Annotated in this window: 14 protein-coding genes; 8 read left to right on the top strand and 6 right to left on the bottom strand. The window is 74.3% G+C overall.

Annotated elements, in window-relative coordinates; genetic code table 11:
• Positions 1-11 precede the first annotated feature (11 nt).
• Genes AB0H75_RS10570 through AB0H75_RS10560 form a run of 3 tightly spaced genes read left to right on the top strand, consistent with a single transcriptional unit; the run spans position 12 to position 3,588 of the window.
• Positions 12-821, top strand: coding sequence for a c-type cytochrome (locus AB0H75_RS10570; protein ID WP_367793730.1), 810 nt, complete (start codon positions 12-14; stop codon positions 819-821).
• Positions 818-1,930: a Rieske 2Fe-2S domain-containing protein gene (locus AB0H75_RS10565; protein ID WP_367793727.1), complete on the top strand. Its 1,113-nt coding sequence runs from the start codon at positions 818-820 to the stop codon at positions 1,928-1,930. Before AB0H75_RS10570 ends, AB0H75_RS10565 begins: the two co-directional genes overlap by 4 nt.
• Positions 1,927-3,588 carry a cytochrome bc complex cytochrome b subunit gene (locus tag AB0H75_RS10560; protein WP_367793724.1) on the top strand — a complete coding sequence of 554 codons (1,662 nt, stop codon included), beginning with the start codon at positions 1,927-1,929 and terminating at the stop codon, positions 3,586-3,588. The genes AB0H75_RS10565 and AB0H75_RS10560 overlap by 4 nt, the downstream gene beginning before the upstream one ends.
• Before the next feature lie 230 nt (positions 3,589-3,818).
• Here AB0H75_RS10560 and AB0H75_RS10555 read toward each other — a convergent pair whose 3' ends face one another.
• On the bottom strand, positions 3,819-4,106 hold the full coding sequence (locus AB0H75_RS10555) for an Lrp/AsnC family transcriptional regulator (protein WP_367793721.1): 288 nt from the start codon (positions 4,104-4,106) through the stop codon (positions 3,819-3,821).
• A gap of 17 nt (positions 4,107-4,123) precedes the next feature.
• Positions 4,124-5,893: a DEDD exonuclease domain-containing protein gene (locus AB0H75_RS10550; protein WP_367793718.1), complete on the bottom strand. Its 1,770-nt coding sequence runs from the start codon at positions 5,891-5,893 to the stop codon at positions 4,124-4,126.
• Positions 5,894-5,923: 30 nt separating this feature from the next.
• On the opposite strand from AB0H75_RS10550, the gene AB0H75_RS10545 reads away from it, so the two are divergent.
• The 3 genes from AB0H75_RS10545 to AB0H75_RS10535 all read left to right on the top strand — a co-directional run bounded on the left by AB0H75_RS10545 (position 5,924) and on the right by AB0H75_RS10535 (position 11,259).
• A complete protein-coding gene (locus AB0H75_RS10545) occupies positions 5,924-7,435 on the top strand; it encodes a serine/threonine-protein kinase (RefSeq protein ID WP_367793715.1) in 1,512 nt (503 codons plus the stop codon).
• Complete coding sequence (locus AB0H75_RS10540; protein ID WP_367793712.1) at positions 7,425-8,861, top strand: serine/threonine-protein kinase; 1,437 nt, start codon at positions 7,425-7,427, stop codon at positions 8,859-8,861. The genes AB0H75_RS10545 and AB0H75_RS10540 overlap by 11 nt, the downstream gene beginning before the upstream one ends.
• Before the next feature lie 946 nt (positions 8,862-9,807).
• Positions 9,808-11,259 carry a hypothetical protein gene (locus AB0H75_RS10535; RefSeq protein ID WP_367793709.1) on the top strand — a complete coding sequence of 484 codons (1,452 nt, stop codon included), beginning with the start codon at positions 9,808-9,810 and terminating at the stop codon, positions 11,257-11,259.
• A 38-nt stretch (positions 11,260-11,297) separates the two neighbouring features.
• Here AB0H75_RS10535 and AB0H75_RS10530 read toward each other — a convergent pair whose 3' ends face one another.
• From AB0H75_RS10530 to AB0H75_RS10520, 3 genes are read right to left on the bottom strand one after another with little or no spacing between them, the layout of a single operon-like run.
• Positions 11,298-14,315, bottom strand: a complete 3,018-nt coding sequence (locus AB0H75_RS10530) for an FtsX-like permease family protein (RefSeq protein WP_367794225.1) — start codon at positions 14,313-14,315, stop codon at positions 11,298-11,300.
• A complete protein-coding gene (locus AB0H75_RS10525) occupies positions 14,315-15,136 on the bottom strand; it encodes an ABC transporter ATP-binding protein (protein WP_367793706.1) in 822 nt (273 codons plus the stop codon). The genes AB0H75_RS10530 and AB0H75_RS10525 overlap by 1 nt, the downstream gene beginning before the upstream one ends.
• Before the next feature lie 53 nt (positions 15,137-15,189).
• The gene (locus AB0H75_RS10520) at positions 15,190-15,855 is read right to left on the bottom strand and encodes an ATP-binding cassette domain-containing protein (protein WP_367793703.1); all 666 of its coding nucleotides are present in this window, start codon (positions 15,853-15,855) and stop codon (positions 15,190-15,192) included.
• A gap of 282 nt (positions 15,856-16,137) precedes the next feature.
• Between AB0H75_RS10520 and AB0H75_RS10515 the strand changes: the two genes are divergently transcribed.
• Positions 16,138-16,707, top strand: coding sequence for an RNA polymerase sigma factor (locus AB0H75_RS10515; protein WP_367793700.1), 570 nt, complete (start codon positions 16,138-16,140; stop codon positions 16,705-16,707).
• Positions 16,704-17,579 carry a CU044_5270 family protein gene (locus AB0H75_RS10510; RefSeq protein ID WP_367793697.1) on the top strand — a complete coding sequence of 292 codons (876 nt, stop codon included), beginning with the start codon at positions 16,704-16,706 and terminating at the stop codon, positions 17,577-17,579. The genes AB0H75_RS10515 and AB0H75_RS10510 overlap by 4 nt, the downstream gene beginning before the upstream one ends.
• Positions 17,580-17,840: 261 nt before the next feature.
• Here AB0H75_RS10510 and AB0H75_RS10505 read toward each other — a convergent pair whose 3' ends face one another.
• On the bottom strand, positions 17,841-19,559 hold the full coding sequence (locus AB0H75_RS10505; protein WP_367793694.1) for a PH domain-containing protein: 1,719 nt from the start codon (positions 19,557-19,559) through the stop codon (positions 17,841-17,843).
• Between the last annotated feature and the right edge of the window lie 10 nt (positions 19,560-19,569).

Below are 19,569 nucleotides of genomic sequence, written 5' to 3'. Positions count from 1 at the left end.
ACGGGATCTCTGTGACTAGGATCACCGCTTGGCGGCGGCATCCCCTCGCGAGATACGCCGTCCTGATTTTGGCGTTGGCGCTGGTCGGGATGGTATATGCCGCCTTTTTCCAGGCGGGTAGGCCTGCCGACGCGTCCCTCGCGGCGGGCAAGGTCGACGACGTGGCCGAGGGCAGGAGCCTGTTCGTCCAGCACTGCTCCAGCTGCCACGGCCTCAACGGCGAGGGCACCAACACCGCGCCCACGGTCATCGGCGTCGGCGCCGCCGCCGTCGACTTCCAGGTGAGCACCGGCCGTATGCCCGCGGCCAACCCCGGCCCCCAGGCCCCGCGCAAGCCGCAGGCGCCCTGGGTCACCGAGGACGCCATCCGCCAGCTCGGCGCCTACGTGCAGTCGCTCGGCGGCGGCCCGCAGGCGCCCGCGGCCGAGCAGGTCGACCCCAAGCAGGGCGACCCCGGCCGGGGTGGCGAGCTGTTCCGCGCCAACTGCATCCAGTGCCACAACTGGGCGGGTGCCGGCGGTGCCCTGACCCAGGGCAAGTACGCACCCAACCTCAACTCGGCGTCCCCGACGCAGATCTACGAGGCGATGGCCACCGGCCCGCAGGCGATGCCCGTCTTCAACGACACCACGATCACGCCGGAAGAGAAGCGTGACATGATCGCCTACATCACGCACGTCCGCGACCAGCAGGACCCGGGAGGTTTCGGCCTCGGGCGTATTGGCCCGGTCACCGAAGGTCTCGTAGCGTGGGTGGCGGGTCTCAGCGCCCTCGTACTCGCCGCCATCTGGATCACCGCGAAGAAGCGACAGAAGTCATGACAGACAACGAGCACGAGATCGAGCAGCCGGACGAGCGCGTACCCAAGCGCGTCATCGGCACCCCCGCGCCGGGCACCTCGATGCTCGGCGCCGCGGAAGCGGACGACGCCGGCAAGGACGTGCCCGGTGTGACGCTCCAGGACGAGGCGAAGGCCCGCAAGGCGGAGAAGATCGTGGCGCTCTGCTTCACGATCACCTTCCTCGCGGCCGTCGCGTTCATCATCTCCTACGTGGTGTTCCAGGTGGGCACCACCAGCTCGACGGGGACGTCCAACCTCGCGCTGGGCAGCTCGCTCACCATCGCCATCATGGCGCTGGCGATCGGCATCACGGTCTGGGTCCGCCAGATCATGCCCAAGTACGCGCTCATCCAGCAGCGCCACGAGATGGCCTCCGCCGAGCCCGACCGCGAGATCGTCGCCGACACCTTCGTGCAGGGCGCCAACGAGAGCGGCTTCGTCAAGCGCAAGCTGCTGCGCCGCACCCTGCTGCTCGCCGCGGCCCCGCTGGGCCTGGTGCCGCTGGTGCTGCTGCGCGACCTCGACAACAGCAAGATGCCGGGCGCGAAGTTCAACAAGATGCTGCGCCACACGGTCTGGGGCGAGAAGACCAAGGAGGGCAAGCCGCTCAGGCTCGTCGTCGAGGGCACCGGCCAGCCCATCAGGGCCGCCGACTTCAACTCGCCCGGCGGCATCCTGTCGGTGGTCCCCGAGGGCTACGAGCACGACCTCAACGCCCTGGCCAAGGCCACGCTGATCCTGATCAAGTTCCGCCCGGAGGAGATCAAGGACGGCGTCAACAAGAACTGGACGCACGACAGCATCGTCGCGTACTCCAAGATCTGCACCCACGTGGGTTGCCCGGCGGCCCTGTACGAGCAGACCACGCACCACATTCTCTGCCCGTGCCACCAGTCGACGTTCGACGCCTCCGACGGCGCCAAGGTCGTCTTCGGCCCGGCCGCTCGGCCGCTGCCGCAGCTGCCGATCACCGTCGACGAGCAGGGCTACCTGATCGCCCAGGGCGACTTCAAGGTGCCCGTCGGCCCGAGCTACTGGGAACGCGGTGACGCCGAGGCCGAGGCCAGGATGAACGGAGGCCAGCCGTGAGCGGCGAACTGAACCAGGTGCCCAAGGCCATCGGAGGCCCGTCGAGCTGGCTCGACGACCGGCTGGGCGGGGCCAACTTCCTCAAGCGCAACCTGCGCAAGATCTTCCCCGACCACTGGTCGTTCCTGCTGGGCGAGATCGCGCTCTACTCGTTCGTCATCCTGCTGCTGACCGGCACGTTCCTGACGCTCTGGTTCAAGCCCAGCATGATGGAGGTCGCCTACGACGGCCCGTACGCGCCGCTCAAGGGCGTCATGATGTCCCAGGCCTACGCCTCGTCGCTGGAGATCAGCTTCGAGGTCCGGGGTGGTCTGCTGATCCGGCAGATGCACCACTGGGCGGCCCTGCTCTTCGTGGGCGGCATGATGATCCACATGCTCCGGGTGTTCTTCACCGGCGCCTACCGCAAGCCGCGTGAGATCAACTGGCTGATCGGCGTGCTGCTGCTGACGCTGGCCCTGGTCGAGGGCCTCACCGGCTACTCCCTGCCCGACGACCTGCTGTCGGGCGCGGGCCTGCGCATCACCGAGGGCGTGGCGATCTCGCTGCCGCTGGTCGGCACGTACGTCACGTTCTTCCTGTTCGGCGGCGAGTATCCGGGCGAGGACGTCATCCCGAGGTTCTACTCGCTGCACATCCTGCTCATCCCGGGCATCCTGCTGGCGCTGGTCTCGGCCCATCTGGTGCTCATGTGGGTGCAGAAGCACACCCAGATGCCGGGCAAGGGCCGCACCAACACCAACGTGGTCGGCGGGCCGTTCTACCCGGCCTTCATGGCCAAGGCCGGCGCGTACTTCCTGTTCACGCTGGGTGTCGTGGCGGGCCTGGCGACCTTCGCCCAGATCAACCCGATCTGGCTGTTCGGTCCCTACACCCCGGCCGACATCTCGGCCGGTTCGCAGCCCGACTGGTACATGGGCTTCCTGGAAGGCTCGCTGCGGCTCATGCCGCCGTGGGAGTGGAACCTGTTCGGCACGGCCCACGCGGGCACGCTGCCGATGAGCGTCATCATCCCGGCGCTGGTGCCGCTCGGCCTCGTCATGACGGGCCTGGCGCTCTACCCGTTCCTCGAACAGTGGATCACCGGCGACCGGCGCGAGCACCACGTCGCCGACCGCCCGCGCAACAACCCGCACCGCACCTCGATCGGCATCGCGGCCATCACGTTCTACGGCGTGCTGTGGCTGCTCGGCGCCAACGACGAGATCGCGGCCAACTTCCACATCAGCCTCAACTGGACGACCTACATCGGCCGGGCGCTGATCTTCGTCGCTCCGGCGCTGGCGTACGTGATCACCTACCGCATGTGCCTCGGCCTGCAGCGCTCCGACGCCGCGGTCATCTCGCACGGCGTGGAGTCGGGCGTCATCAAGCGGCTGCCGCACGGCGAGTTCATCGAGGTCCACACGCCGCCGGCCGACGACATCGAGGCCCACGTGCGCGGCAAGCAGCCGGTGCTGATGCTGCCGGTGGAGGAGGACGCCGCCGGCATCCCGCCGAAGGGCATGCGCGGGCCGCTCGGCCGGCTGCGCGCGCGGATGTCCCGGGCGTACGGCGGGGAGAAGATCCCGCTGGACGACGGGCACGGACACGGTCACGGCGAGGACGAGCACGCCGCCATCGGCTCCGGTGGCGACGACCGCAGCCTCACCCACTGATCACCGCACCGCCACACCGCGCGGGCCCGGACGACCACACGGCCGTCCGGGCCCGCCGGTTTTCGGGGTCTGTCGGTTTCGGGGTCTGTCGGTTTTTTCGAGGGTCCGCCACGCGAGCGGGCAGGCCACGGTGAGCGGGCAGGCGAAGTCGTCCGGGCGGCTTCGCGGCGAACCGCCGCCCGGGAGCCGGCGGAGGGGCCGGCCGGCGGAGGGGCTAGTCGGCGGAGGGGCTAGTCGGCCTCGGGGAAGCCGATGGAGAAGGCGGCGTCCAGGTCGTGCTTGGAGTAGGCGCGGAAGGCGATGTGCGTCTCGGTGTGCAGCACGCCCTCGACCTTGTTGATCCGCCCGGGGACGACCTCGGCGATCTGCTCGTAGACCGGCACTCTGACCATGGCGAGCAGGTCGTACTCGCCGGTGATGGAGTAGACCTCGCTGACGCCCTCGATCTCGGCGATCGTCTCGGCGACCTCCGTGATCCGGTCTACCTCGGCATTGATGTGGACGATAGCCGTGACCATGGATCAACTCTATCGGTTCACCGCAAGGGCCGCCCCTCCCGCCCGCGTGCCTCGTCGAGCCCGCGGTAGGCCAGGTCGATGCGGGCCTTGTGCCGGGCGGCCCCGTGGGCGGGCAGGCTCCACTCGCCGTCGACCTCCACCAGCCGCACCCCCGGCGACTCCAGCCAGCGCAGGATGCACTCGGTCTCCTCGGCGCTGGCGGCGTGCACCGGCCCGGGCCCGGGCAGGACGACCTCCGCCGCGGCCGTCAGGGCCGCCACGAACGGCGTGGGATGGGCGCCCTTGGGCATGACCCCGGCCGCGGCCAGCCGCCCGTAGCGGATGACGTGGATGTCCCAGCCGCCGCCGAAGGCCGGGCTGGCGGCCACGAGCTGCGGGATGCGGGTGAGGGCGCTCAGCCGCTGCATGCGGGCCGCCGTGCGGACGAACGAGGCCAGCCGGTCGCGGTCGACCGACGCCTCCTCGTAGCGCTGCTCCGCCGACAGCCGCTCCATGCGCGCGAGGACGGCGGTCAGGACCGGCGTGGCGTCGAGGGTCATGGCCCGGCGGGCCGCCTCGACGTGCACGGCGTACTCCTGCGGGCTCTGCCGCCCCTCGCACGGCGCGCCGCAGCGGCCCATCTCGTGCAGCACGCAGGCCGGGCGCCGGGTGCGCGGCCCGATCGCCTGCGTGCACTGGCGCAGCGGCACCGCCTCGTGCAGCGCGATGCGCGCGTCGTCGGCCAGGCGGGCGCTGGTGAACGGCCCCAGATAGGTGGCCTCGTCGTCCTTCAGCTCGCGCACGATCGACAGCCGGGGGAACGGCTCGGCCGTCAGCTTGAGCCACACCACCTTCTCCGGGAAGCGGGAGCGCCGGTTGTAGCGGGGCTTGGCGCCGCCGATCAGGCGCAGCTCCCTGACCTCGGCCTCCAGCCCGGTGGCGCAGACGATGTGGCGCACCCGCTCGGCGATGCCGATCATTTCCCGGATGCGTGGCCGGGTCTCGCTGGCGGTGAAGTAGGAGCGTACGCGGTTGCGCAGGTTGCCGCTCTTGCCGATGTAGAGCACCTCGCCCCGTTCGTCCTCGAACAGGTAGACGCCCGGCGCGTGCGGCACCGAGTCGGCCAGGTGGCGCTTGCGCTGCTGCTCGGGCGTGGGCGCGCGGACGAACGACTTGAGCTCCTCCAGCGTGTGCACCTGGAACGACCCGGCCCGCTCGATGAGCCCGTGCAGCACGTCGACGGTCGCCCTGGCGTCCTGCAGCGCCCGGTGGCACGGCTCGGCCGTGCTGCGGAAGAACCGGGCCAGCGTGGCCAGCTTGGCGTTGGGCGTCTCGTCGCGGGTCAGCACGCGCCGGGCCAGATCGACGGTGTCGAGCACCGGGTTGGCCGGGGCGGGATGGCCGTGCGCGGCGCAGGCGGCCTTGACGAAGCGCGTGTCGAAGCCGGCGTTGTGCGCCACCAGCACGGACCCGCGGATGAACTCCAGGAAGCTCGGCAGCACCGCCTCGATCCGCGGCGCCGCCACCACCATGGCGTCGGTGATGCCGGTCAGCACCGAGATGAACGGCGGGATCGGCCCGCCGGGATCGACCAGCGTGGAGAACTCGCCCAGCACCTCGCCCGCCCGCACCTTGACCGCCCCGATCTCGGTGATCGCGTCCTCGGCGGGCGAGCCGCCGGTCGTCTCCAGGTCGAACACGACGAAGGTGACCTCGCTGAGCGGGGTGCCGAGCTCGTCGAGAGTGCCTTGTACCGCTTCCACGTTCAAAGACCATAGAGAGAACGACCGACAGGATCGAATAACCATCCCTCTTGATCGTTGGTTACCCTTCCCTTTATGTCGGCGGCAAGACTCGCCGGCCGCTACTCCCTGCTGCGCCCGCTGGGCGCGGGCGGCATGGGGAAGGTGTGGCTGGCCAGGGACGAGATGCTCGACCGCGACGTCGCGGTCAAGGAGCTCACGCTGCCCGAGGGCATGGGCCCGAAGGAGCGGGCCGCATCGGTCAAGCGGGCCGTGCGCGAGGCGCAGGCCACCGCGCGGCTGCGCCATCCCGGCATCGTCGCCCTGCACGACGTGGTGGTCGAGAACGAGCGGCCGTGGCTGGTCATGGAGCTGCTGCGGGGCCGCACGCTCGGCGACACCGTCCGCGAGCTCGGCCCCATGCCGCCCGCCCACGCCGCCCGCGTCGGCGCCGACGTGCTGGAGGCGCTGTCGGCCGCGCACGCCCTCGGCATGCAGCACCGCGACGTCAAGCCGGGCAACGTGTTCCTCACCGACAGCGGCCGGGTCGTGCTCACCGACTTCGGCATCGCCCGGCAGGAGGGCCAGGCCACCCTCACCGAGCAGGGGCTGATGATCGGCTCGCCCGGGTTCATCGCGCCCGAGCGGCTGGAGGGCGGCCCCGGCGGCCCGGCCAGCGACCTGTGGTCGCTCGGCGCCACCCTCTACCTCGCGGTGACCGGCGTGCTCGCCTACGAGGGGTCGGCGGCCGAGCGGGTGCGGGCCACGCTGCTGGCGCCGCCGCCGGTCGCGCCGGGGCCGCTCGGCCCGCTGATCGCCGCGATGATGGCGCGCCACCCGGCCACCCGCCCCGACCCGCGCGTGATCGTGCCCGCGCTCCGGCAGGTCGCCGCCGGCGGCCCCGCCCCGCGGCTCCCGGCCGACCACAGCCTGACGGCGCCCGGCCGGGTCAGGCGGCGCGGCCGGGTCGCGTTGTGGATCTCGGCGGGGGTGGCGCTCGTGGCCGTGCTGGGCGCCGGCGGCTTCTTCGCGCTGCGCGGCCTCGGCGCCGGCGGCGACGCCGTCCCCGCGGCCTTCACCGTCCCCATGAACGTGTGCACGCTGATCGGCTCCGAGGAGGTGGGCAGGCTGCTGCGCACCGCCAGCCCGCCCAGGCCGCAGCCCGGTTCCGACGAGGTGGGGCCCAAGTGCGGCTGGCCGATCTCCGGCACCGGCGTGGGCCTGCAGGTGCAGAAGGACTCCGACACGGTGGACCCGTGGTCGATGACCCCGGTCTCGGCCCGCACCCTGTTCCAGAACCAGAAGCGCTACTGGGGCAAGTACACCAGCGTCGACTGGACCTGGCCCGAGATCGGCGTCAAGACCTCCAGGAAGGCCACGCTGACCCCGGTGCGCGCGATCGCCGGCCTCGGTGAGGAGGCGTTCGGCTTCGAGCTGAAGGGGCCCACCGGCCGGGTGCACTCCGCGCACGTCTACTACCGGCTGGCCAACCTCGTGGTCAGCGTCGAGTACTCCACCCTCTCCGACCGGCCCACCGACGAGGACGTCAAGCAGGCGGCGCTGAAGGCCGCCCGGGCGAGCGAGCAGGCGTTGCGCCATGCCGCATGACCTCTACCTGCTGGCCGGCCGCTACCGGCTGATCGAGCGGCTCGGCCAGGGCGGCGCCGGCACCGTGTGGCGGGCCATCGACGAGATGCTCGACCGGCAGGTCGCGGTCAAGCAGGTCCGCGTGCCCGAGGGCCTGACCCCGCACGAGCGGGCGCGCTTCACCGACCACGCCATCCACGAGGCCCGCTCCGCCGGGCGGCTGCGCGACCCGGCCATCGTGCTCGTGCATGACGTCGTGATGGAGGGCCAGCAGCCGTGGATCATCATGGACCTGGTCACCGGCCGCTCGCTGGACAAGCTGATCAGCGAACGGGGGCCGCTGCCGCCGGCGGCGGTGGCCGCGATCGGGCTGCGGGTGCTGTCGGCGCTGGAGGCCGCCCACGCCCACGGCGTGCTCCACCAGGACGTCAAGCCGGCCAACATCCTGCTCGACGCCGACGGCACGGCCATGCTCACCGACTTCGGCATCGCGGCCCCCATGGGCCTGCCGGGCGACCGGGCCGGCACCGCGGGCTCGCCCGGCTACATGGCCCCCGAGCGCCTCAACGAGCAGCCCTCCGGCCCCGCCTCCGACCTGTGGTCGCTCGGCGCGAGCCTGTACACGGCGGTGGAGGGGCGGGCGCCGTTCGAGCGCGACCTGCCCGCCGCGGTGGCGGCGGCGGTGCTGCTGCACGAGCCGCCGTTCCCGGCCAGGGCCGGGCGGCGGCTCGGCAGCCTGCTCATGGCCATGCTCGCCAAGGACCCGGCGCTCCGGCCGACCACGCCGCAGGTCAGGCAGGCGCTCACCGCCCTGCTCGACGCGGGCCCCGAGCCGCGGGGCCGCCGCGGGTGGCTGCTGCCCGCGGCCGTCGCCACCGCCGTCGCGGTGCTGGGCGCGGGCATCTGGTACGCCGCCGCGGCGCTCGGCGGCCAGGCCGAGACCGGCCGGTACGCCGCCGCGCCCGACCCGTGCACGCTCCTCACCGATGCCCAGGCGGGGCAGCTCATGAAGGTCCCGCCGGTACGCAGCGCGAGCCGGCCGGGGGAGTGCCAGTGGATCGTCCGCGACCAGCCGGGCCGTACGCTGACCGTCCGCGCCTGGGCCGAGAAGCCCGACGCCGACCTCGGCGGGCCGCAGGTGGCGCAGCGGCGCTTCGCCAGCGAGAGGGCCACCAGGGCCGCGGGCAAGGGCACCGAGGGGCGGGTCACGCGCGGCTCGGTGGCCGACGTGGCGGGGGTCGGGGAGGCGGCCATCCTCCAGAACAGCTTTACGTTCTACATCAACACCAACAAAAGCGGCAGATCCGACAGCGTGCTGCTCTTCCGGACGAGTAACCTGCTCGGCGAAGTGGTCTGGCACCGTGACGACGTGCCGGCCTCCGAGCCGGCGGACAAGGAGACGGCCGTCGCGGCGGCACGCCTGGTCGCCGCGGCCCTGAGCAGGTGACCGTCCCGAGGCCGCAGGATCATCTTGCAAGGGGTGTGACCAGCATGACCTCCCGCACGTCAGGGCGATCGCAGGAGTCCCGCCAGTGAATCCCGGAAGCGAGCACGAGCCGCCGACCACCCCGTACCCATACCCCGCCCAGGACGGGTGGGACGAGTGGGACGAGCGGGACGGGGGCCAGGGCGGTCCCGGCGGCCAAGGCGGTCCCGGCGGCCAGGGCGGTCCCGGCGGCCAGGGCGGTCCCGGCGGCCAGGGCGGTCCCGGCGGCCAGGGCGAGGGCTATGGGCCGCGCCCCGCGCCGCCGGCCGGCGGACCGGCGGGATCGCCGGGCGTGCCGTCCCCGCCCGGACCGGGTATGCGCCCCTACCCGGCTCCCGCTCCGTCTCCGGGCACGCCCCCGCAGGGCCCGCCCTTCCCGGCCGGGCCCCACTCCGACCGGGTGTCCCACCCCGGTGCGGTATCCCACCCCAACCCGGCGCCCCATCCCGGCATGGCGTCGCACCCCGGCCCGTTTCCCGCCGACGTGCCCCCGCAGGGGCCCGGGGTGCCGGCCCCGGGCATGGCCTCGTACGGCCCGTTGCTCCCTCCTGACGCGCCTCCGCCGGGTGCTGGGGTGCCACCCGCGCACGGACCGCTGCCTTCTGAAGCGCGCCGTCCGGGCCCGGCCCAGCCCCCGGGGATGCCCCACACCGGTGCGTGGCTTCCCGGCGCGCCTGCTCCGGGGGCGCCCTACCTGGGCCCGCCGCTTCCGCAAGGCCCGCCCCCTCAGGGCCCGCCTCCTCAAGGACCACCGCCTCCGGGCATGCCGCCTCCGGGCATGCCGCCTCAGGGGTTTCCCCCGGTGGGGGAGGAGGCGCCGGCGGGGTGGCGGCCGGGGCCGCCGTCCGCCGTCACGCCTGCCGTCCTGCCCCCCGCCCCACCCGCCGTCCCGCCCCACGGGACCACCGTGCCGCACGTTCCGCCGCCGGGGTCGGCCGGGCGGCCGGGGTGGCTGATGCCCGCGCTGGCCGCAGGCGTGGTGGTCCTGGTCGCGGCCGGCGGCGTCGGCGCGTTCGCGCTGTACGGGAACGACGCCCCGGCGGACCCGCCGGCGAGCAGCAGCAGCGGCAGGCCGTCGTCGTCCTCGTCCGCCCCCGCCGCGGCCGGCGCGAAGGGCCCCGACGTGTGCGCGATGTTGCCCAAGGAGGAGGCCGACCGCCTGGTGCCCGACGCCACGGTCGCCAAGAGCTCCAGGGACGGCGAGTTCACGGTCGACTTCGGCTGCAACTGGTCCAACCGCCGCATCTCCTTCGGCGACTACTGGCGCAGCAGGGAGATCGACGTCAAGGTCGCCCAGTACAAGGGCGAGGGCGCCAGGACCGGCCGCTCGCTCGCGCAGAACTCCTACGAGATGGAGTACCGCGGCGGCAAGTACGCCGCCACCGCCAAGCCGTCCCTCGACCCGGACGAGAAGGAGTACATCTCCCCGCTCAAGGACGTCCCCGGCGTCGGCGACGGCGCGTTCGCCCAGTACACCTGGCGTCGCGACAAGCTGCTGTGGTACTCCTTCGGCACCGCGCACGCCCGGGTCGGCGACTTCACCATCGAGGTCAAGTTCCAGGCCGACCAGCAGAAGAAGGACGCGGAGATCCTCTCCAACGAGACCCGCCAGTCGATCACCGAGGAGAACGCGCTGCGCGAGGTGAGCGGCCTGGTCGCGCACTTCGCCAAGGGCGTGGCCACCTGGCGGGCCAGCAACCCCGACGTGCTGGCCAAGGCCGACCAGCCCGCGGCCACCGCCTCGCCGACCCCCAAGGCGTCGGCCTCGCCCACCGTCCTGGCCGCCTTCCCCGCCGCCTGCCAGGCCGTCGGCGCCAAGGCCACCGAGCTGGTGCCGGACCCGACCACGCGGGCCCGCGGCCTGGAGGACGGCGGCGACTCCCAGACCGAGTGCCGCTGGCTCAACCTCGACCTGCCGGGCGACGGCGCGGACACGAAGAAGATCCGCAGCGTGCTGATCACCGTCCACCGCTTCAGCGACCGGACGGGCGCGGCCGACGAGACCGGCGCCAAGTCGTACTACGCCACCCAGCGCGGCAGCGACAAGAACATGGCCGGTTCGTCCATGGGCGGCATCACCTGGGGCGAGCTGGTCGATCTCAAGGACCTCGGCGACCAGGCATACCAGCAGTTCGTGCAGACCCGGCACGGCGATGTGGCGGCCTCCAGCGGCTCGGTGCTCATGCGCAAGGGCGCGGTCGTGGTGCGCGTCGACTACTCCGGTCACCAGCGGCCGCGGGACGCGGCGACCAACTCGCCCGAGGTGCGGCTCATGCCGGAGAAGGAGGCGATGGGCGGGGTGCTGCCGATGGCCAGGGCGTTCATGGCGGAGATGACCAGGCAGCCCGCCGGGAGCTAGGCAGGCGGCCTCAGGCGGGCGGCCTCAGGCGGGCGGCCTCAGGCGGGGGCTTCGCGGAGGCGTTCGACGCGGATGCCGCGCAGCAGCAGCTCCGCCACGGTCACGGCGGCCAGCAGGCTGACCAGCAGGGCGGCGCCCACGACGAGCGCGACGGGCGCCGCCGCCACCTCGTGCGGCAGCGGCGGCGTCACCGGCGCCGCGGCGAACTGCGGGATCCGGCCCAGCGCCGCCCACGCCGCCAGCAGCCCGGCCGCCAGCCCCGCCAGCGTGCCCGTGGCCACCGTGATGACCTGCTCCAGCAGGAGCGCGACCCGCAGCGCGGCCACCCGGGCGCCCGCGGCCTCCAGCGCGGCCAGCTCGTACCCGCGCCTCCTGGCCGCCGTGTGCAGGGCGAGGACGGTCCGCCCGAGCGCCAGCGCGGCGGCCGCCAGCGCGGCGGCCAGCAGCAGCAACAGCGCCAGCCCCGGCCCCTGCCCCGCGTAGGAGGCGGCCAGGTCCGCCACGTGCCGCCGCGACACCACCGACAACCCCTGGCGCTCCAGCTCCCGCTCCAGCGCGGCGGTGTCGGCCAGCCTGGTCCACACCTGGTGGACGGCCTTGTCGTGCACCCCGTACGCGATCCGGTCGGCCTGCTCCAGGTCCATCAGCACGCCCGCGTCGGTCAGGCCGGGCGCGGCGGACGCGCTCACCACGGCCCGCACCGGCCCGGCGTAGCTCTGGTCCAGGCCCGGCACCGCCTTCCTGCCGACCGGCCCGACGGCCACGGCGGCCGGCTCGGGGTCGTAGGTGGCCGGGCGCATCGTCTGGTTGCCGGTCATGGTGATCGCGAACGTGCCGGCGCGGGCGTCCGGGTCCTCGTCCACCCGCCAGGCGGGCGTTCCCAGGGCGCGCCAGCGGCCCTTCTCACGTACGGCCATGCCGGTGACGGACACCCGCACGTACGCGGGGTCGTCGAACTGCGGCGGCGGCACCGGCTCGCCGCGGAAGGCCCGCAGCTCGCACGCCTCCTGGGCGCAGGCCGCCGGCAGGTTCCAGGCGTGCGTGCCCGACTCGCCGGACAGCTCGCCGAGGGGAAGCTGCGCGGGCCGCAGCGTCCCCGGCACGCGGATCACCGCCGACAGCCGGATCCGCCAGCCCTCCGGCGGCCGGTCGTGCTCGACCTCGACCCGGAACCGGTCGCCACGCAGCCACACGCGCGGCGTCCGCGGCCCCTCCAGCGCGGCGGCGGCCCGCTCCAGCGACGTGCCGCCGGCCAGACCAGGCCGCCAGGCCGCGCCGATCGCGGCCAGCCGCGCCGGGTCGGCGGCGACGAGCTGGGGCGGGCCCGGCAGCACGACCACGGGAGCGGCGGTCCGGCCGCCGGGGTCGGCGGCGGCCACGGCGGCGGCCAGCCGGCTCGGCTCGACCGGCCGCACGGTGATCGCGGTGGCCGCGCCGTTGTGGAACCTGGCCGCCTCCGCGTAGTCGCCCGACGTGGCGCTCCACGCCGACACCGCGAACGTGGCCAGCCCGAACGCGGCCCCCAGCACGACCACGCTGCCCACCGTGACCGGCCCCCTCGCGACCTGCCGCAGCGCCAGGAACGGCCCGAGCCCGCCACGCCGCCGGGTCACCCCGAACAGCCGCCGGGTGAGCACCGGCAACGTCCGGCTCGCCAGCAGCGCCACGCCCAGCGCGATCAGGCCGGGCACCGCCATCGCGCCGGAGCTGCGCCCCGACACGTCGGCGAGCACCCCGGTGGCCAGCAGCTCGACCAGCCCCAGCGCGGTGACCGCCAGCACCACGGCGTCCAGCACCCAGCCACGCGCCGACCTGCGCGGCGTGCGCCGCCACTCCTCGGTGACCGGCCGCGTCGTCACGCGCCAGGCGACCGGCGCGGCGGCCAGCACCCCGCCCAGCATGGCCGCGATCCCGGCCAGGGCCGCCTCCGGCGGGAAGGACACCGGGATGCCGGGCGGCAGCAGCGCGCCGATCATCGCGCCCGCCGCCGCGCGCCCCGCCAGCAGCCCGAGCGGCACCGCGGCGGCCAGCAGCAGCAGCGGCTCGGCCAGGGCGAACAGCCACACCCGCGCCCGGCCGAGCCCGCGCAGCCGGGCCAGCGCGATCTCCGCGCCGCGGGCCCGTACCAGGTCGCCGACGGTCTGGAAGAGCAACATCCAGCCGAGCCCGACGAGCTGCGCGATCACCAGCAGCGTCGGCACGCCGAGCGAGTCGGTGCCGGCGGTCATGACCTTGAGCGTGTCGGCGACCCGGGAGAAGACGATGTCCCTGCTGGTGCGGCCCGCGTTCTCGGCGGCGGCCTGCATGGCGGCCAGCCGGTCCACGTCCGCGCCGTCGAGCCGGGCGGGGTCGATGGAGACGATCGCGTAGTCCGTCCAGCCGCTCGTCTCGTCGTGGGCGCCGACGACGACGCCGCCGCCGATGACGTACGTGTCCCACCGGGTCTGCGGCACGGTGAACAGGGCATCCGCCTTGTCCTGGCCCGGCTCGCCGGTGGGGGAGAACAACGTCCGGCCGAACCAGAAGGGGTCGTCCGCCTGGCCGGGCCGGTAGACGCCGACGACGGTGAGCGGCGCCGGGTCGCGCCCGGTGGCGCCGGCCCCGGTCTTCATGATCGAGCTCAGCTCGACGGTCCGGCCCACCTCGAACCCGGTTGCCTGGCTGGCCATCACCTCGCCGCCCGCGCGGGGGCAGCGGCCCGCGACGAGCGTCAGGTGCGCGCACTGCCCGTCCTGCCAGACCAGCGAGAACGCGCGCCGGTCGGCACCCCCGGCGCCGCGCCGGCCGCTGGTGATCTCCATGCCGAGGATCGGCCTCGTGGTGAAGTCCGCGCCCGCCGTGAACGCCGCGACCTTCGCCTCGACGTCGCCCTGGGGCGTGGTGTAGCGCCAGCCGCGCCCCTCCACGGGGGCCGCCGTCACGGCGTCCCTGGCGATGGTGGTGCGGGCGGCGGCGGAGTAGATCGGGCCGACGGCGGCCGAGGCGATCGGCACGACCGCGATGAGCAGCACGACCAGCGAGAGCGTACGGCGTTCCCAGAGGCCGCGCAGGATCATCACGGCTCGGCCCTCCGCAGCGCGATGCCGTCCTCCAGCTCCTCGATCCTGGCCATGGAGCCGGGCGGCAGCAGCCGGTGGTACTCGGGCGGCACCTGCACGGCGCCCTCGCGGCCGACGACCACGAAGTCCTCGCCGCGCCGGCCCTCCGCGCCGACCCGGCCGTCCCTGATCGTCACGGTACGGCTCATCGCCTCGCCCACCGAGGGGTCATGGGTGACCACGACCGCGGTGGTGCCGTCGGCGGCGACGTCCTGGACGAGCTCGATCACCCGCCGGCCCGACTCCTCGTCGAGCTGGCTGGTGGGCTCGTCGGCCAGCAGCAGCCGGGGGGCGTTGGCGAGCGCCACGGCCAGCGCCAGGCGCTGCTGCTCGCCGCCCGACATCCGCCCGGCCGGGCGGTCGGCCTCGGCCGCCAGGCCGACCCTGGCCAGCAGCTCGCGCGCCCGCGTGCGGCTCCCGCGGCGGGCCCTGGGCGCCGCGCGCTGGGCGAAGGCGATGTTCTGGGCGGCGGACAGGTGGCCGATGAGGTTGCGTGCCGGGTTCTGCAGCACCATGCCGATGTGCGTGGCCCGCAGCCGGTCCAGCCCGCGCTGGTCGAGCCGGCCGAGGTCGGTGCCGTCCAGCCACAGGCGGCCCGCGCTGGGCCGCAGCAGCCCCGCCAGCAGCCACAGCAGGGTCGACTTGCCCGCGCCGGACGGGCCGAGCAGCGCCACCGTCTCGCCCGCGTCGATGACCAGGTCCACGTCGCGCAGGGCGACGACCTCGACGTCCTGCGCCCGGTAGATCTGCACGACGCCGTCGCACCTGACGAGGCTCACCGCCCTCTCACCGCCCTTTTCACCGGCCCCTCACCGCCTCCTCACCACTTTTCTCACCGGCCCCTCCTTGCCTGCCGGTCGGCCGCCAGCGCCCGCAGCTCGATCACCCGGTCGCAGCGCTCGGCCACCTCCGGGTCGTGGGTGGCGATCACCAGCGTGGTGCCCTCGGCCGCGACGGCGATCAGCTCGTCCAGGACGAGCGCGCGGTGCGCGGCGTCCTGCTCGGCCGTGGGCTCGTCGGCCAGCAGCACCCGGGGCCGCAGCGCCAGCGCCCTGGCCACCGCGACCCGCTGCTGCTGCCCGCCCGACAGCTCCTCCACCAGGTGGTCGGCGAACCTCGCCACCCGCAGCCGCTCCAGCGCCCGCGCGGCCAGCCGCACCGCCTCGCGCGGCGGGCGGTCCGCCGCGCGCAGCGCGACCTCGACGTTCTCGGCCGCCGTGAGCAGGCTCAGCAGCCCGTACGACTGGAACACCAGCGCCAGGCCGGAACGCAGCTCCGGCTGCTCGTCGAGGGGCACGCCCCCGGCCAGCACCCGGCCCGCCGCGGGCGGCAGCAGGCCGGCGAGCGTGGTGAGCAGGGTCGTCTTCCCGGAGCCCGAGGGACCCATGAGCGCCACGCGCTCGCCCGGCTCGAACTCCAGGGTGAGATTCTCGATGATCGTGCGCCCGCCGGCCAGGCAGCTCAGCGCGCGGCAGGCGAGCGCCGGTCCAGACGCCACGCGCGGATCATCCCCCTGACTCGTGATCTAGGTCAACGGTTAATACGGCTGCAACTAGGTTGCAAGTGAGCCAAATAGCGTTATGACTGCAAGCACTTGAGCCGCGGGATCGGATTTGTCCAGTACAGGGGCATGGGCAAATCGTGGGAGATCACGCGGCTCTTTTTCTTTCCCGGGCGGCGCCGGCCCGCCGGCCGGGAAGAGGATTCCGGACTCCGGCGAAGGATGGGCGTAAGCACTGTTCACCGTTCCGGAAGGCACACTCATGACGGAGACGGGCACGTGACCGCCGACGTGGGCGAGCAGGCGACCGACGCCGATCTCGTGGCCGGTTACCGGCGTGACCCCGAGCTGTTCACCGCCGTACATGACCGATATTTCCGAGACATCTACCTGTACGTCGCGGGCCGGCTGGACACGCAGGTGGCCGAGGACATCGCGGCGGAGACGTTCCTGCTGGCCTTCGACCGGCGCGACCGGTTCGACCCGGACAAAGGGGGCCTGCGGCCGTGGCTGTTCGGGTTCGCCACGAACCTGGTGGCCCGGCACCGCCGCAAGGAGGCCCGCCACTACCGGGCGCTGGCCCGGCTGGATCCCGCCCCGGTCGTGGAAGGACCCGAGAACCAGGTGGTCACCGCGGTGGCCGCCCAGCGCATGCAACCGCGCCTGGCCCTGGCGCTCGCCTCGCTGAACGGCGGCGAGCGCGACGTGCTGCTGCTCCTGGCGCTGGGCCAGCTCAGCTACGAGGAGATCGGCCAGGCGCTCGGCATCTCCACCGGCACGGTGGGCTCGCGGCTCAGCCGGGCCCGCGCCAAGATCCACGCCCTCATGGACAAGGAGCTCACCCGATGAACGACCTCGACGAGATCGCCGCCCTGCTGGCCAAGCCGCAGCCGTCCGCCGCGGCCGCCGAGCGCAGCCGGGCCCACCTGCTGCGACGGGCCCGCGGCGCCGGGCACGGGCGCAGGCGCTGGTTCGTGCCGGGCGCCGCCCTGGTCGCCACCGCCGCCGCCACCGCCGCCGCCGCGGTCGTGATCGCCACCGGGACGTCCTCCGGTGACGGCGCGCCCGTCGCGGGAGGGCGGATCACCGGCAAGGACGTCCTGCTCATGGCCGCCGCCAGCGCGGAACGCGCTCCCCAGGACTCGGGCACGTACTGGCACGTCACCATCCGGTACCAGCCGGCGGACATCCCCCCGATCGAGAGCTGGACCAGGCGTGACGGCAAGCGCTGGACCAGGAACGAGCCGCAGGATCCCCCCGCCGCGGTCGTGGCCACCCGGAACACCCTGCGTCTCAAAGGCGCCGAGGTGAGCTTCGAGGAGCTGGAGAAGCTGCCGACGGAGCCGGAGGCGCTGAAGGCGTGGCTCGTCGAGCGGGAGGGCGTGGAGAGCGGCATGCTCGAGTCCGAGAAACGAGGAGACCCCACGTACAGCCTGATCGCGCTGATCACCGAGCTGCCGGCGCCCGCGGAGGTGCGCGCGGCGGCGTTCGAGGCGCTGGCCGCCACGCCCGGGGTCGAGAACGAGGGGCCGGTCGAAGGCGGCCAGCACCTGCGCCTGCCCGGCCCGGGGGACAACGGGAGGCCCATCGAGCTGGTCGTGGACCCGGCCGCTGCCCGGGTCACCCGCGCCAACCTGGTCCTCGGCGCCGACGGGGGCTCGGCGATGAGCAACGGCTACATCTCGGTGGAGACCGAGTGGACCGATCGGCTTCCTCGGTGAGGGGCAGCCGTCCGCCTTCCCTCCGGTGGACCGCGACCGGCGCGGCACCGCGTCCCGCTCGCGCGGCACCGCGTCCCGCTCGCGCGGCACCGCGTCCCGCTTCCGCTTCCGCTTCCGCTTCCGGTCGCGGTCGCGGGTGGGATCGGGGGCGCGGGGTCGCGGGTGGGACCGGGTCACGGGGCCACGGGACCAGCCGCGGGGTCGCGGGCGGGCCGGGGGATGGGGTCGCGGGACCGGTCGTGGGGTCGCGGGCGGGGCCGGTCAGCGGAGCAGGAACGGCTCCAGCAGGCCCGGGGCCGCTCGGGCGGCCAGGTCCAGGCCGTCGCCGCGGCCCACGTCCAGGATCTCGTAGTGACCGTCGCCCGCCGCCGTGACGGCCGAGACGGTTACCAGGCCGGCGCGGCGCTGGAAGAACGACTCGGTGACCGTCCAGCCCGAGATGCCCGCCCGTTCCAGCACGACCGTCCGCCGGACCACCGCGCCGCTCCTGGCGACCAGGTGCCGCCGGCCGAGGGCGTGCCCGAGGTTGTGGGCGCCCGCCACGGCCGCCCACAGCGCCACCGGCAGCGTCACCACCGGCACCGCCCAGACCCAGGCCCGCAGCCACGGCAGCGGCACCAGCCAGGACACCGCCCCCGCCAGGACGGCCAGCACCACTGTGACCGCCACCGCCCGCACCAGCCGCCGCCTCCGCGCGGCGGGCGGATGCGGCACCAGCCCCGCCCCGCCGAGCCCCGCATCCACGTCCGCGCCTGGGCCCGCGCCTGGGCCCGCGCCTGGGCCCGCGCCTGGGCCCGCGCCTGAGCCCGCGCCTGAGCCCGCGCCTGAGCCCGCGTCTGTGTCCGCGTCTGTGTCCGCGCCTGGGCCCGCGGCTGGGCGCGTGTCCGGGCCGGGGGCCGGGTGCATGGTGGCGATGGTGGTGGCCAGGCGGTGGGCCAGGGGGCGGGGGAGGGGCGGGGTGAGGGCGCCGACGTCCTCGGTCTCGTTCTCGGCCGCCTTGCCGAGGCCCGTGGCGACCGCCTTGACCCGCGCCCCGCCACCCAGCCGGAGCAGCAGCGGCTCGCTCAGCTCCACGCCGCGCAGCCGCCGCTCCTCCAGCGTCAGCGACCGGGACGTCAGCAGGCCGCGCCGCAGGCGGAGCCGGCCCGGCTCGCGTTCCAGCCGGTAGTGCCCCCACGACTCGGCGAACAGCAGCGTCGCTCCCAGCGCCCCCACGACGAGGTTGGCCGCCAGCAGCAGCGTCACCGCGGGCAGCGGGTGGTCGGCCACCCAGTCCCACACCGGGCCGACCGCCTGCTCGGCCAGGTCCTCCAGCCCCAGGTTGTCCACCGCCTTCCACACCACGCCCGCCAGCGCCGCCGTGCCGGCGAACGTCCACGCCGACAGCGGGGCGTACCGGATCCACGACCATCGCAGCTCGGCCAGCGGCGCGTCCCCGCCGTCCCCGCTGTCCTCGCCGCTCCCGCCGTTCCCGGCGTGGTCCTGGTGACCCCGGCCCCCGCCCCGCGCGGGCCGGAGCAGCAGCGCGTGGCGCAGGGACTCGGCGTCGTCCCTGGTGAGAGGGTCGAGGGTCAGCTCGTCGCCGTCGGCGGCGTGCTCGCCCGTGCCCACCTTGACCACGGTCAGCCCGAGCAGGCGCAGCACCGGGTCGGCCCGCAGGTCCACGCTGCGCACCCGGTCGCGCGGGATCGACCGGACCCGCCGAACGGTCATCCCTGCGTGCAGCTCCAGCCGGTCGGCGGTCAGCCGCCACCGGGTCGCCCTCAGCCGCGCGACGTCGTAGGCCGCCACGCCGCCGACGATGAGCACCGTGGCCCCGGCACAGGCCGCCACCAGCCCGCCCATCGGCCAGCCCGAGCCGGTGAAGATGCGGATCAACGCGATCACGGCGGGCCCGGCGAGCGCCAGCGACTTGACCGCCGACGCCGCGACCGAACGCCCGGCCAGCCCCCGCCAGCCGATCTCGACCACCCCCGCCATACCGCCGTGC

Source organism: Nonomuraea sp. NPDC050783, assembly GCF_040802095.1.
Lineage (GTDB): Bacteria > Actinomycetota > Actinomycetes > Streptosporangiales > Streptosporangiaceae > Nonomuraea.
Note: the sequence above shows the minus strand (reverse complement) of the source record. Positions and strands in the feature narration are given on the sequence as shown.